Genomic DNA, 14,467 nt, shown 5'->3' with positions numbered 1-14,467 from the left:
AAAAATCAAACACAATGCAAGACGGTTTATACGCAAAATTTAAAACGACAAAAGGCGAGATTTTAGTCGCTTTAGAATTTCAAAAAACACCAGGAACAGTAGGTAACTTTGTAGCTTTAGCTGAAGGAAATTTAGAAAATGAAGTGAAGCCACAAGGAACTCCTTATTATGATGGTTTAAAATTTCATAGAGTAATTCCAGATTTCATGGTTCAAGGTGGTTGTCCACAAGGAACAGGAACTGGAAATCCAGGGTATAAGTTTGATGATGAATTTCATCCAGATTTAAAACACGATGGACCAGGTGTATTGTCTATGGCAAATGCAGGACCAGGAACTAACGGAAGTCAGTTTTTTATCACTCATATTGAAACGTCATGGTTAGACAATAAACATACAGTTTTCGGAAAAGTGATTGAAGGACAAGATATTGTTGATGCTATTGCTCAAGATGATGCCATCGAAACTTTAGAAATTGTAAAAGTTGGAGCAGAAGCTGAGAAATTTAATGCAGTAGAAGCATTTAGAACATTTGAAGGCTCAAGAGAAAAACGCGCTGAAGCAGAACGAGAAGCTGCAAGTGTTGAACTTGATAAATTGGCTGCTGGTTTTGAAGTAACAAAAAGTGGTTTACGCTACCAGATTATTCAAAAAGGAAATGGTAAAGCTGCAGAAGCTGGTAAAATGGTATCTGTACATTATAAAGGTCAGTTAGCTGACGGAACTGTTTTTGATTCATCATACAAAAGAAATGCACCATTGGATTTTCAAGTAGGTGTTGGTCAGGTGATTCCAGGTTGGGATGAAGGGATTTGTTTATTAAGCGTAGGCGATAAAGCACGTTTGGTCATTCCTAGTGACTTAGGTTACGGTTCAGCTGGCGCTGGAGGTACAATTCCACCAGATGCTACTTTAGTATTTGATGTAGAATTGATGGATGTAAAGTAAGCGGAGAACCAACTTTTTTTTCTGAAAAACTTTTGTGAATCGCTTATCCTGAACTTGTTTCAGGATCTCATATAAATAAAAAAGCACCAATTTTATTGGTGCTTTTTTTATGCGATTATGTTTCTGAAATTCTAATTATGCTTATAAGTCAAATTTACAATCAACTCGGCAGTTTTCTTATTAAAAACTACTTTATAGGTTGAGTTTTTGTTGTCGTTCTCTTTAATATACAAATCATCAACTAACGTAAAGTCATTCTTCGAAATATAATCGTCTACATCTACTTTATCAGTATCAATTACAAATTTTGAGATTTTTTTATTGTCTTTACATTCACAATCTGTTGTTGTGACTTCTGGAATATTCACACCAGTTCTTAATTCAATATTGTCAATATTAAAGCGTTGGCAAGACTGAGTATTGTAGATATGCCATCCAAAGAGATGCAAACCTCCATAAAGTATTCCAAATAATACAACAACTAATGTAATGCCAATAAGTGCTTTTTTCATCGTGTTGCTTTTAGATACAAATGGAACGCTATTTATTGTGTTTTAGTATCTAATTAACATAAATCACTTACGTTTAGCGACAAAAGTACCATTGGGCTGAATCATTTTTATTTCGGTTATCGAACCATCTTCAGATTCTAAAAATTCAAGTTTAAACCCTTCCATAGTCTTAAATGAAAATTTATGTTTAGACGTTGGGATTTGTTCATATTCTGGTTGGCCTTTTACAAATAAATAGAGCGCATCTTTTTTGATATAAATTTTTATTTCTGTACCAGAAACATCATACGATCCAGCATACATTTCTAATGTTTTGGTGTCTACATCAATAGTGTTAGGAGTGCGCTTAAATACGATTGCATCCACTGTAGGTTCAATCTTAGTTTTGGCTCCGGAAATATCACCTGTATCATTGGTGATAAATGTGGTTTTAAGTGAATTGCCATATTGGGTTGTATCTACTTTATTATCAATAATATCGACTAGTTCAAACACATCATAATGATAATGGTGTAAATAGAGTTTATCAGTATTAATTGTGGTAAACAACGAATCATTTTTTGAAGTGACTTCAAATGTTCCGTAACCTCCATTAGAATAACTGCCAGTATAATCCAAACCGATATGTGAAGGTTTTGTGTTTTTTACATAAGATGTTTCAGAATCTTCTTTTACTTCTTCTTTAGCTTTTTTACTTTTTTCTAGATTTTTCTCATAACGTGCAACCCAATCAGATCGTTCTTCACCAATCATTCGGTCTGCAATGGTGTTTCTAACTAAAGATGGCACAGCTGAACCGTTTTGATTTGCGAGTACTACAATACCAATACTGTCACTAGGAAAGAAAGCGACGTTAGCAGAAAACCCATTAATGTTTCCACCATGATCAACACGATAATGACCTTTGTAAGATTGCATAAACCAACCATAACCATAATTAGCAAAGTGTATATCTGGAAATTCATCATCTGGAGTATTTGCACCAACAACCATCTGTGAACTTATGGCTTCATTGATGTAGTTTTCAGGAATAATTTCTTCATCTTTATATTTTCCATTATTAATCCAAGTGATTAGCCATTTAGACATATCATTTACACTACTATTTATACTTCCTGCGGGAGACATACCAGCAATATCATAATAATCCATTTTTTTGATAGCATCGTCTTTTACTTCATAGCCAAGTGAAGCATTTGCGCTAGATTTCATTTCTGCGATTGTCGCATTAGTCCTAGACATTTCTAATGGTTTAAAGAAGTAATCAGTTAAATTGTCTTCCCAGCTTTTACCAGTAATACGTTCGGCAATAACACCTTGTGCTAAAAACCCGAAGTTATTATAATACCATTGTTGTCTAATTCCTGTAAATGGCTCGTGATGCTTCATTCTCATTAAAAGACTATCCTTGCTATGCGTTGGAAAATAATACCAAGAGCCATCATGACGTGGCAATCCAGTACTGTGTCTCATTAAATCTTTAATAATAATATTGTTATTCATATTATCATTATAGAACTCCAGTTCTGGCACATATTGTCTTGGGCTATCATCAAAAGATAACTTATCATCTGCTCTTAATAATCCTAGAATAGATGCAGTAAATGCTTTAGTAGATGATCCAATAGCAAAAAGGGTATTCGCATCTACAGGCGTTTTGTTTTCATAATCTCTATAACCGAAGCCTTTTGCATAAATAACTTTGTCTCCATCAACAACAGCTACAGCAAAACCTGCTGCTTTCGTTAGTTCAAGGATTTTGTTTAATTCTTTTTCGACACCTTTAAGTCGTTTGTCTTGAGCATTAATTGAGAAGGTGATACATAAACTGAATACGAGTAAAGCTAATTTTTTCATTGTATTGATTTTTGTTTTAGAATTGATACCTCATTAGTAGCTATATTCTTTTATAAGTTACTCAATTCTTCAGTTATTTTACAATTCATCTTAAAAAAATTACAGTTCGGTCATTCACTTTTTAAAAAAGCGGATTTCTGTTGGATATTTGTCTCATCAATCAAACCTGAGAATATTTCAGCATAAAAAGATAAAATCATGAGCACCTTAGTTAAAATTTTTATTTTCTTTTTGTTTAGTCAATTGCCAAATACGCAAGTTGTATCTGATCAGGATAATACAGTTAAAATCAATAACATTAACTATAACACTATTACATTATGCAAAAATTAATAATTATCGCACTTATATTGGTTTCAGGTATCGTATCTGCACAAGCCAATTACGAAAAGGGAATGCAAAAGGCCATTAAACTTTGGCAAGAGAATAAAACTGATGAAGCCGAAAATATGTTTGAACGTATATCTAATGCAAAAACCGATGAATGGTTACCTCATTATTATATCGCTCAAATTAATAGCTTAAAAAGCTGGGGAGAAAAGGATGAAAATATTCTAAAGGCACAACTAGATAAAGCGCAAGTACATATTATCAGTGCTATGGCAATTAGTAAGGATAATCCTGAAATTCTAGTGATGCAAGCGCAGGTCTTTACCAATTGGGTTGCTTATGATGGCGCAACATACGGAATGAAATATGCTGGAAAGGTAACTGAGCTTTACAATAAGGCGTATAAATTAGATCCTAAAAATCCAAGAGTAACATTTAATAAAGCAGATTGGGCTATGGGAAGCGCACGTTATTTTGGTCAAGATACCAAACCGTTTTGTGCTGAGATAGAAAAGGCCATTGAACTTTTTGCTACCTTTAAACCAGAAAGTGATTTGCATCCAAATTGGGGAATAGAGCGTGCAGAACAGGTTGCTAAATCTTGTAAAGAGTAAAATATCATGATAAAATCAGTTAAAAGTATCTTTCTTATGTTTATTGTTGGATGCGTCGTTTTCGTCATTGGAAATGCAATATCAAATGATTTTAATTTTGAAACTGTTAATGACTTTTTAATTAATTTTGGGTTTTACCAATTATACTCTTTTGTCTTAGGGTATTCTAATATGGCGTTCTTCGATTATATGGAGCGTCGCCAATGGAAAAAAGGAGATACTTTAAAACGTATTGTTGCTGGGATAATTGGATCTACAGTAATTACATTAATTGGCCTATTTGCTATAAGAACATTTATAATCGTATTAGTATATGGTCGTACTTTTGAAGAATTCATTAGTAGAGAATCATGGCAAGGTTATAGTTTCGGACTCTGGATTACCTTGAGTATTGTATCTGTGTTTCATGTTGTATTTTTCTATAACAGATTTCAAAAAAATAAAATTAAAGAACAAAAGGTAATTGCAGGAACTGCAAGTGCTAAGTTCGATGCTTTAAAAAATCAATTAGACCCACATTTTTTATTCAACAGTTTAAATGTGTTGACGAGTTTAATTGAGGAGAATCCTAAAAATGCACAAAAATTCACGACCTCTTTGTCTAAAGTGTATCGTTATGTGTTGGAACAAAAAAATAAGGATATCGTCACTGTAGATGAAGAGCTAAGTTTTGCCAAAACCTACATGTCGCTTTTAAAAATGCGATTTGAAGATAGTATTATTTTTGAGATTCCAGATCAAGCGACAAATCCAGATAGTAAGGTTGTTCCATTGTCCTTGCAATTATTGTTAGAAAATGCAGTAAAGCACAACATGGTTACCAGCAGCAAACCATTACATATTAAAATTTATGAAAAGGCAGGAAACTTAATTGTTGAAAATAATCTTCAGCCAAAACAAATAGTGAAAAAGAGTAGTGGCGTAGGATTAGAAAATATCAAACAACGCTATGAATTATTAAGTAATAAAAGAGTACAAATCAATCAAAAAGCAAAAAGTTTTGCAGTATCAATACCAATGCTTACTAAACAAGTATCAATCATGAGAACAAAAGAACAACAATCACAATCGCAATACAATGACAATTACGTTAGAGCACGTAACCATGTCGATGAACTTAAAGGGTTTTATTATAGCTTAATCTCGTATGTTCTAGTCATACCATTTTTAATTTTTATTTGGTACACATTTACACCACAAACTATACAATGGTTCTGGTTTCCAATGTTTGGCTGGGGAATAGGATTAGCTATTCAGGCATTTAGAGTGTTTGTTAACGAAGGCGCTTTTGGGCGTGATTGGGAGCAACGCAAAATAGAAAAATATATGAAAGACGAAGAAAATAACCGTTGGAACTAAAAATTAATATCATGGAAAATAAACATTTTAAATCATACAACGATGATGACGCTCAACAAAGGTATTTAAGGGAAGAATCCTATAGGAGAGCAAATAAGAAACTAGATAAACTAAAAGGGTTTTATTGGCACCTTGCATCTTATGTCGTTGTTAATATATTTTTAATTATTGTAATCACTGTTAACTCATCTAGAAGTGTATGGAATTTTGGCACATTTGCTACAGCCTTTTTCTGGGGAATAGGATTGTTTTTTCACTTTTTAGGCGTTTTTGGAGCGGACTTTTTCTTCGGAAAAAACTGGGAAGAGCGTAAGATTAAAGAGATTATGGATAAAGATGAACAAGGTTGGGAGTAATTAATTTAAGATTTTAGAGTTATGAAATTAAACAAAGATGAAGACATACGATTTGTAAATGCAAAGAATAAAGTAAAGCGAATAAAAAGTTTCTATTTGCATTTAGCATTATATATTATTGTAACAGCACTTCTTTTATATAATTTTTACATTATTAAAGGGCCATATACCGATGTTATTACAGGATTAAATATTACTATTATGGTATTCTGGACTATTATTATTATCATTCATGCTTTGAGTGCTTTTAAAGGAAGACTTTTTTTTAAGAAAAGCTGGGAAGATAGAAAGACAGAAGAGTTTATAAAAGACAAAGAAGAAGAAGAGACTACTTTGTGGGAATAAAGCCTTTCAATAAAATTGTAAAATTAGATAATAAAAAAAAATCAAAGCAATGAGTGTAATCATTATAGAAGACGAAAAACCATCAGCAAGACGACTGAAACGTATGTTGTCAGAATTAGAAATGGAAGCTCAAGTCATGCTGCATTCGGTGGAAGAATCTATAGATTGGTTTCAAAATAATGAGCATCCTGATCTTATTTTTTTAGACATTCAACTCAGTGATGGCTTGTCGTTTGAAATCTTTGAAACTATCGATATTAATTCGGCAGTCATATTTACCACAGCGTATGATGAGTATGCTTTGCAAGCGTTTAAGTTGAATAGTATTGACTATTTGTTAAAACCTATTGATGAAGATGATTTAGCAATAGCGGTTTCAAAATATAAAGAGCGTGCACCTAAACAACAAGCAGTTACTTTAGATTTTAACGATATTAAAAAATTATTGGTCAACCCCATTGAACGCGAATATAAAAAGCGGTTTTCTGTTAAAGTTGGCCAGCATCTCAAATTGGTTAATATAGATGATATCGAATGTTTTTATAGTGAAAACAAAGGCACATATGCCTATACTTCCGAAGGAAGAAATTATCTGCTCGATACGACTTTAGAACAGCTCGAAGAGGAGTTAGAACCTCATAAGTTTTTTAGAATAAGCCGAAAGTTTTATGTCAATGTCAATGCCATTAAGGATATGATAAGCTATACCAATTCCAGACTTCAAATTAAACTCAATACGTTTAAAGAACAGGATGTAATTGTCGCAAGAGAACGCGTTAAAGATTTTAAAGAGTGGCTAAGTTAAAAGACTTCAAAAATATCACCTATCGAATCACCTAAACCATCTAATAAATCTTCTGCACCTGAAATAATCCACTAAATCCAGCTTCTAAAAATATATCGAGGACTAATAATTCGGCAAGTGAATAGTCTCTGTAGGTTTGATATTTTTTCTTGGATTCTTGTTTCCATTCTTTGTAGTGCTCATCAATTTCAGGTTCAATAACCATAGGTTTATTGGTTTCCAAAGTGCCTTATATTACAACACAAGCAATAAGAAATGGTGCTATGGTAAAGCTTGAAATATTACGTTTTCTAATGAGTAAGAAATAGATGATTGGAATCGTGAGAATGAAATCAATAGTAATAAAAGTGGATAGCGAATTCTGATTGGCTAAAAACACGCTGGAATTTAATAGGAAAACTAAGGTTAATACATGCGCTAAAGGAATTAAAAAGGCTATTGTGTTTTGCATGACAGTAGAAGTTTTCGTCATAACTATCTCGCTTTTATAGAATCATCTATCGGACGCTATTTTACCCGAAAAGTCACGTTTTTACACACTTAAAACTTTAAAAGTAACGTCTTGGCAGAAATAGTTGCGCATGGCTATTGAAAGCTTTAGATTTCCGACACAAAATTTAGCTATGAATCTTAAAATTAATCTATTCTGCCTTTTATGTGTTATAAGTACTCTGACTTTTGCTCAAGATTGGAAAACGTACCCATATAATCCTAGTGGTCAAGTCGCATTTCCAATAGATGAAGGTCGTCATACTGCTGAACCCATAGAATGGTGGTATTCTGCAGGTCATGTTGTTGGACAAACCACAGGGAAAAGTTATAGCTTTATGTATACGTTTTTTCATTATCCGCTATCTGGATTTGACGGATTTAGAATTTTGAATATTACAGATGATGATACGGGCACGTTTCTTCAAGATGTAAAACCGGTGAACTATACAACACTATCGACAACTAGTTTTGATATCGAAGCAGATGTATTTTTAGCCGCTACAGAATCTTGGCGAAATAAAGAAGATATCAATAATATCCCTATTCCTTTTGAATATGAACTCTATGCTTTAACAGCAAATGCAGGATTGGATTTAGAATTTGAAACGCTTAAGCGACCTCTTATGGTAGGAGATGATGGGTATTTAAATCAAGGCGAAAATAATTACACCTATTATTTTTCTCAGACCATGAACGAAGTCACAGGCTCAATTACCTTTAATGGCACAACAGAACCTGTAATAGGAACAGGGTGGATAGATAGACAATATGGGACTTTTAATCCGTTAACTGGTGAGAAATATGAATGGTTTAGTGTGCAACTCTCTAATGGAATGGATCTCAACCTGTGGAATATATTTACTCCTGATCGTTTAATTCCGAATAATGAAGCGTATAAAATATTATCAGCTTATGTTGATGAAAGCACACAATACACGACAGACGATTTTCAAATTGAACGCTTAGCTTTTAATTGTATGCCAGATGGAGAACGTTGCTATTCGAAACAATGGCGATTAACATCTACCAGCAATGCTATAGACTTAACAATTACTACATTACATGATAATACTGAAGTACAATTGCCTTTTCGATTTTTTGAAGGCGCGACTTCAATAACTGGTACTGTAAATGGAATGGCAGTCACAGGAATTGGTTTTGCCGAATTATTGCATGATTATGAGCATCCGGATGTTACAATTACCTCACCAATTTCGGGTATTTATGATGCGAGTATGCCGATCACATGGCAACTCAATAATCCTGATGATGGCCGACCGATTTTTTATGATTTGGAATACAGTATCGATAACCAAAACAGTTTTAATACCATAGCAACGTCGCTTACAAATCCATCCTATTTATGGACTAATCCAAGCATTTCTGAAGCCGACGAAGTGTGGTTTAAAATCACGGCGTATTCTATAGATGGTGTTTTAAATAGTATTGTAATTAGTGATTCAGCATCATCGGCTACGCTTTCGACAGATGATCAATTTTTGAATACGATTAAAAGCTATCCTAATCCAGTAAAAGATGTATTTAATATAGAATTTAGTTCGGTTTTAAAAGGAAATTATACCCTTGTAGATGTTAGCGGTCGCCTTATCAATACTTCGGAACTATTCAATAATCAAACCGTTTCATTTTCTACAGAACACTTGAAATCTGGTATGTATTTTGTGCTAATTAAAACGGATAAAGGCAATGCTAACGTAAGATTTGTGAAGCAGTAAACTAGTCCTCAATACGATTGTCATCAAAAGCCGATGGCAATAAATTTGGAATCAATTTAGCGAAGAGTGGTAACAAAATGGCGCCTCCAGGAAGCATGAAAATAGCTAAGCTTGGGATGGTTTTTAACATGTCGAGCAGTTGGGCTTGCATTTGTTTTTGCTCTTCTTTGCTCAAATCAGAATGTGTAGACTTGGATATTAATACCATTAATTCCTTGCTCTGACGCATTTCTTTAACCAAACGCTTACTATTTCGTCGAATGAGCTTATTCACCAACTGCGATGAGTTTTCGTAGAAAGCACCCATTGGATTGGTTTGTAAAAACAACATCACTTCTTTTTTATGTTCATCATGAAATTTTGATACGCATAAAATGGAATCGTGAATTTCGGAATTGTCTATGTCTAATCGTTTTTCTAACTGTTTTAGAAATTGATATTCTGAGCGTTCTAAAATTTCATCATCCCAAACCGCCAGACACATTAAATCTAAAAGGTATTTCTTTTCTTTAAAATTGATATCGTAATCAATATCATAAATGAGATCTTCAATTTCGGTGTTGTCATCATCAAGGAAAGAGGCAGAAGACTCAAAAATATGAATAATCTCCTTGTCGTAGTCGGTGATTTTACTTTTAGAATTTAGAGATTGATAGAGGGTCCCAATAATAATACTTTCCAGTTTTGCTGCATAGGACTTTGGCTCAATAGCCTTAGTTAAATAGGCGTCAAAGGTTAAAACATCAGAAAACAATAAAGAGTTGGTAATTGATTTATTAAAATTCCGAGTGAGTAGATTGTCATCAATCTTTGTACGATCATGAATTAAGCGTTCTAGCATTGAGGCTTCACTTTTACCGATAAAAAGTTTATCCCAAAGCGATAAATCTGAAACTTCTAAAGCTTTATAGAATCGTAATAAATCGGATATAAATTCTTTTTTGGTACAAGCGCCTTTATGAAAATGGTAGACATGATATAAGCCTGTGATCAGATTTATTTTAGCTAACTCATCTTCAGAATACTTAAGCGTTCCGCCAATGTTATCAATAATTCCAACATTAACACCATAGATAAACCCATTGTCTTTTAGACCATCATATAGCTTAGTATAGTTCTCAAAAGGAATTCCCTTTTTAGAGAGCTGTGAACAGAATTTTTCAATCCAACCACTAGTAGATGGGTTCATGCATTCAAATTTAAAGACGATGCAAAGTTAATTTTTTATTTGAATTCAGCGATTTATACGCCAATATCTTCATTCCATAATTCGGGCTTATTATTGATAAATGTTGTCATCATGTCGATGCATTCTTCATCATTTAAAACAATAACTTCAACACCTCTAGATTTCAATAAATCTTCTTCACCCATAAATGTTTGATGCTCACCAATAACGACTTTCGGAATTCCATATAAGAGAATAGTTCCAGTACACATTGGGCATGGTGAAAGTGTTGTGTATAAAACACTGTCTTTGTAAATAGAAGCTTTCTGTCGTCCTGCATTTTCTAGGGCATCCATCTCACCATGTAAAATAACACTCCCTTCTTGCACGCGTCGATTATGGCCTTTCCCTAAAATTTTATTGTCGTGTACAATTACTGAACCTATTGGGATGCCGCCTTCTTGTAGCCCTAATTTGGCTTCCTTGATTGCTGCTGCTAAAAACGGATCTCTCATAGTATAATAGGTTTATTAGGTAAAGTTAAGTCTTTATCTGAATAAATGTGGTTGAAAGCACTTGCTTTTGGAGTCGATGTTTTGGTTTAGGATTTTCTGAGTACGCACAGACTTAGCAATTAATTATACGCGGTGTTAGCACCAGTTTTTTTATCCAATTCGTAATATTTTTTCTATTTTACGACCTTTAGCTAATTCATCTACTAATTTGTCTAAATATCTTACTTGTTGCGTTAATGGATTTTCAATTTCCTCTATTCGATAGCCGCATATTACTCCTTTAATTAGGTGGGCATTTGGATTCAATTCTGCGTTTTGAAAGAATGTATTAAATGTTGCCTTTTCATCCATAAATACTTGCAGTCTCAATTGATCATAACCTGTTAACCATTCTATCACTTGATGTAGTTCTTCCTTTCTTCTCCACCTTTGCCACGTAATGAGGATAAACTGATACAAATGTCATTTGTGCTATCCGTTCATTATGTTCAGGTGTAACTTTCATTTCTTATTTTTTTCAATTGGTGCTAACGGCTTCGTGTATGGTTTCGTTACGTGTTTAAGTAACTAAATTAGAAAATAAAATGAACCAGAGGCAAATCTGTAGGGTTTTCCGAGTACACACTTGCCAAAGCAATTAAAGATACACGTTGGTGCTATTTCGTTAGATTTTCGATTCCGTTTGAGTTATTGATATAAAACATATCTAGGTGGCTTTAGTCCATTCAGTCGCATATAGACAAGCATTTGTCCTCTGTGATGTGTTATGTGGTCAGCAAGTAATAGGAAAATTTGTCTTTTCGTTCTATTTAATCCTAAATAGTCTAATGTATCATTAAATTTAGTTGTATCGAATTCAGTTATTAATTTTATCGTTTCATTAAATGTTTTGTCAATTGTAGCAATCATCTCCTTTTTAGATTTATTCTCAACTTTAAGTTCTGTGTCTGTATTCCAATCTCTTGCTTTACGTCCACCCAATAAAGTTTGACTATGCCAATCCATTGCCCAAGCAATATGCATTAAATTTTCCGCAAAGCTCATTGACTCTGGCGATGCTTTAAATTCATATTTATCTTCAGGCGTTTCCTCTGCAACAAGAATCAAGTATTTCCGAGAATTTTCTAATCGTTCTAAATAGTCTTTTATAAAATCATTTTGTTGTGCAAGTGTGGGCGTAGCAAATGAAGAAAAAACTATTGTCAAAGTCAGAATTAATATGTGTTTCATAGTATTATATTTCATTTTCCATTGAGTTTCTCGCAATGAATGGTATCGTAATTATACACGTTGTTACAAACCGTTTTTTATATTATTCTTTTCCGTTTTCACGTTCCAATTGATAATTCCGTTGCATTCTCCTTGCCTAAAAACTGCGTTCCGTTAATAAATTGCGATATTTTCACTTCAATTTTTCGAAAGTACTCTTGTCTTAATTAATGCTAATATAAACCATAAATAGGTTAATATACATGTTTGTAGAATCTCATAAATATGTCAACTTTGTAACATATTAATTTACTATAAGACCAATGAAAAAAATTCATGTATTACTAGTCCTTACAAGCCCTGTATTATTAGTTTTATTTATAATGGTAAGTCCTTTCTATTATACATACAGATTGATAGATTCAAATAAATCTGAAATGGAATTAACTTAAGACTTTATATAAATTGTTTTGCGTGATTAGAAAATCTTTGAAGGATCTTTTTATTTCAATTTTTCTAAAAGTATTCTTTTCTTAAATTCCAAAAAAAATCGAATGCTTCGCTTGATTGAAGTAGAGAAGAGGGTGGCATGGTTTGCGCTTCAGCAAATGGTTTGTAACGGATTTGTGTATTGTTAGTTGCGGGAATTTTGTTTAGAATATTCCGATTAGTTAAAGATAGTAATTTGTAGGATAAGTTCCTCGTCTTAACCAACTAAGCAATTAATTATACACGGTGTTGTAGATAGTTTTATTATTGCATGTTATACTTTCGAATTTTTTTAAATCTCTTATGAATTTCGTCTTTAGTAATTAATTTTCCAGATTTTATTACTGAATTAGTTGTTTTGATATTCTCAATATTTTCTATTGGATTTTTGTCTAAAATAACTAAATCGGCAATGAATCCTTCTTTCACCAATCCAATATCTTGTATATTGAAATATTTCGCAGGGTTTATAGTAGCAGTTTGTAGGATGCTCAAATTATCCATTTGGAATTCTGTTTCATAAAGTTTTAATTCTTCAAATAAGCTTAACCCAGGGAGAACTAAGGCATTTGCCCCATCTGTACCAGCCAAAATAGAAATATTACTTTCTACAATTTTCTTTCCGAATTTGAGAGAATTCGATTCCATTTTTTTCCAAGGGACTTGAGATTCTTCTGCCCAACCAATAGCTTGCTTAGACTTGTCAAGTAAACTCTTTGAAGCATATGCTCTTTTACGATAAGTTGTAAATGTAGAGTCACTTAAAAAAGCTTTAATAGTGTCTTTATTATATATTCTGTGTTGTTTGAAATATGTGAGCGTAGGGCAATAGTATGTGTTCAGAGTTTTCATCAGTAATACTATAGAATCCATTTTAGATTCCGTCATTCCGGTTAACTGAAAGATATCAACATGCTCTAATGAGCTAATACCTGAATTTACAGCATCGTATAAATCCACTTTAGCGTCGACATGTCCGCAAAATTTCACTCCGTTTTTTTTACATTGTTTGGCAATTTCAAAGAATGTATCAGGTGATGCTGCGGTTCTAACTTTAATAAAGTCTACTCCGAGTTTTAGCACTGAATCTAATAAAAATGGCACCTCTTCTGGTGTAGAAATACCGATACGTTGTTGTCCAAATTCCACATCATTATCTTGCTTCACAACCCAGTCTACAAATGCCTTGTTCTCAAATATTGGCCCTGCAGTGAAAATTGTTGGCAAGTAATACAACTGCATTGATTTCTCCTTTAACTTTTTTATTTTAGACCAGTTTCCTCCCATTTCTCTAATTGAAGTTATTCCATTTAAAGTATAGAGACTAAGCATTCTACTTGAGTGCTCTATGTCATTTGATAGTTTATCTATATGTACATGAGCATCCCACATCCCTGGAATTATATATTTATTCTCAATATTGATATGGTTATTTTCTAAAGCTAAATTTTTCATTGAAGCATGAGTTCCGATTGACTGAATGATACCATTGTCTATTAAAATAGATTGGCCACTTAATATGCTTCCATCAATAACATTTATGATGTTTGCATTGTAAATAAGGAGAGCTGACTCGCTTACCTTTTTTGAATCGGAACAACCATAGAGAAAAATAAGAAGAGCTAAAATTGAGAGTGAGTTTTTCATCATTTAAATTTAAATAAAAGTTAAATTAATAATTATAATGACTTCAAATTATTTCAAATGTTGCAAGATAATAGCTATTTAATTAC

15 protein-coding genes and 1 pseudogene are annotated in these 14,467 nt (G+C 33.0%); 7 read left to right on the top strand and 9 right to left on the bottom strand.

What is annotated here, in order from left to right; translation table 11 throughout:
• Window positions 1-14 precede the first annotated feature (14 nt).
• Complete coding sequence (locus V7719_RS05300; RefSeq protein WP_335728833.1) at window positions 15-947, top strand: peptidylprolyl isomerase; 933 nt, start codon at window positions 15-17, stop codon at window positions 945-947.
• Window positions 948-1,078: 131 nt separating this feature from the next.
• Here the strand turns inward: V7719_RS05300 and V7719_RS05295 are convergent, their stop codons facing one another.
• Entirely contained in the window at window positions 1,079-1,459 is a 381-nt protein-coding gene (locus V7719_RS05295) for a hypothetical protein (RefSeq protein ID WP_335728832.1), read from the bottom strand.
• 63 nt (window positions 1,460-1,522) lie between these two features.
• On the bottom strand, window positions 1,523-3,316 hold the full coding sequence (locus V7719_RS05290) for a serine hydrolase (RefSeq protein ID WP_335728831.1): 1,794 nt from the start codon (window positions 3,314-3,316) through the stop codon (window positions 1,523-1,525).
• Window positions 3,317-3,636: 320 nt separating this feature from the next.
• On the opposite strand from V7719_RS05290, the gene V7719_RS05285 reads away from it, so the two are divergent.
• From V7719_RS05285 to V7719_RS05265, 5 genes are read left to right on the top strand one after another with little or no spacing between them, the layout of a single operon-like run.
• Window positions 3,637-4,260: a tetratricopeptide repeat protein gene (locus V7719_RS05285; protein WP_335728830.1), complete on the top strand. Its 624-nt coding sequence runs from the start codon at window positions 3,637-3,639 to the stop codon at window positions 4,258-4,260.
• A gap of 6 nt (window positions 4,261-4,266) precedes the next feature.
• Entirely contained in the window at window positions 4,267-5,619 is a 1,353-nt protein-coding gene (locus V7719_RS05280; protein ID WP_335728829.1) for a histidine kinase, read from the top strand.
• 11 nt (window positions 5,620-5,630) lie between these two features.
• Window positions 5,631-5,975, top strand: a complete 345-nt coding sequence (locus V7719_RS05275; protein WP_335728828.1) for a 2TM domain-containing protein — start codon at window positions 5,631-5,633, stop codon at window positions 5,973-5,975.
• Between the two features lie 21 nt (window positions 5,976-5,996).
• Entirely contained in the window at window positions 5,997-6,320 is a 324-nt protein-coding gene (locus V7719_RS05270; RefSeq protein WP_335728827.1) for a 2TM domain-containing protein, read from the top strand.
• A gap of 49 nt (window positions 6,321-6,369) precedes the next feature.
• Window positions 6,370-7,125 (top strand): LytR/AlgR family response regulator transcription factor, encoded by a 756-nt coding sequence (locus tag V7719_RS05265; protein WP_335728826.1) that lies wholly within the window; start codon window positions 6,370-6,372, stop codon window positions 7,123-7,125.
• A 40-nt stretch (window positions 7,126-7,165) separates the two neighbouring features.
• Here V7719_RS05265 and V7719_RS05260 read toward each other — a convergent pair whose 3' ends face one another.
• Together V7719_RS05260 and V7719_RS05255 are read right to left on the bottom strand one after the other, a co-directional pair.
• A complete protein-coding gene (locus tag V7719_RS05260) occupies window positions 7,166-7,348 on the bottom strand; it encodes a hypothetical protein (protein ID WP_335728825.1) in 183 nt (60 codons plus the stop codon).
• 6 nt (window positions 7,349-7,354) lie between these two features.
• Window positions 7,355-7,576: a hypothetical protein gene (locus tag V7719_RS05255; protein WP_335728824.1), complete on the bottom strand. Its 222-nt coding sequence runs from the start codon at window positions 7,574-7,576 to the stop codon at window positions 7,355-7,357.
• 172 nt (window positions 7,577-7,748) lie between these two features.
• Here V7719_RS05255 and V7719_RS05250 point away from each other — a divergent pair, with 172 nt between their 5' ends.
• A complete protein-coding gene (locus tag V7719_RS05250; RefSeq protein WP_335728823.1) occupies window positions 7,749-9,353 on the top strand; it encodes a lipocalin-like domain-containing protein in 1,605 nt (534 codons plus the stop codon).
• Window position 9,354: 1 nt separating this feature from the next.
• Here the strand turns inward: V7719_RS05250 and V7719_RS05245 are convergent, their stop codons facing one another.
• From V7719_RS05245 to V7719_RS05225, 5 genes and pseudogenes are all read right to left on the bottom strand, one after another.
• Window positions 9,355-10,542 (bottom strand): LETM1-related biofilm-associated protein, encoded by a 1,188-nt coding sequence (locus tag V7719_RS05245; protein ID WP_335728822.1) that lies wholly within the window; start codon window positions 10,540-10,542, stop codon window positions 9,355-9,357.
• 53 nt (window positions 10,543-10,595) lie between these two features.
• Window positions 10,596-11,036 (bottom strand): nucleoside deaminase, encoded by a 441-nt coding sequence (locus V7719_RS05240; RefSeq protein WP_335728821.1) that lies wholly within the window; start codon window positions 11,034-11,036, stop codon window positions 10,596-10,598.
• Between the two features lie 150 nt (window positions 11,037-11,186).
• A pseudogene (locus V7719_RS05235) lies at window positions 11,187-11,541 on the bottom strand (DUF2200 domain-containing protein).
• Window positions 11,542-11,723: 182 nt separating this feature from the next.
• Window positions 11,724-12,266, bottom strand: a complete 543-nt coding sequence (locus tag V7719_RS05230; RefSeq protein WP_335728819.1) for a DinB family protein — start codon at window positions 12,264-12,266, stop codon at window positions 11,724-11,726.
• A 732-nt stretch (window positions 12,267-12,998) separates the two neighbouring features.
• On the bottom strand, window positions 12,999-14,381 hold the full coding sequence (locus tag V7719_RS05225) for an amidohydrolase family protein (protein WP_335728818.1): 1,383 nt from the start codon (window positions 14,379-14,381) through the stop codon (window positions 12,999-13,001).
• Between the last annotated feature and the right edge of the window lie 86 nt (window positions 14,382-14,467).

Source organism: Psychroserpens sp. (assembly GCF_036960315.1).
GTDB lineage: Bacteria > Bacteroidota > Bacteroidia > Flavobacteriales > Flavobacteriaceae > Psychroserpens.
This window is presented reverse-complemented; position numbering and strand designations above follow the sequence as displayed.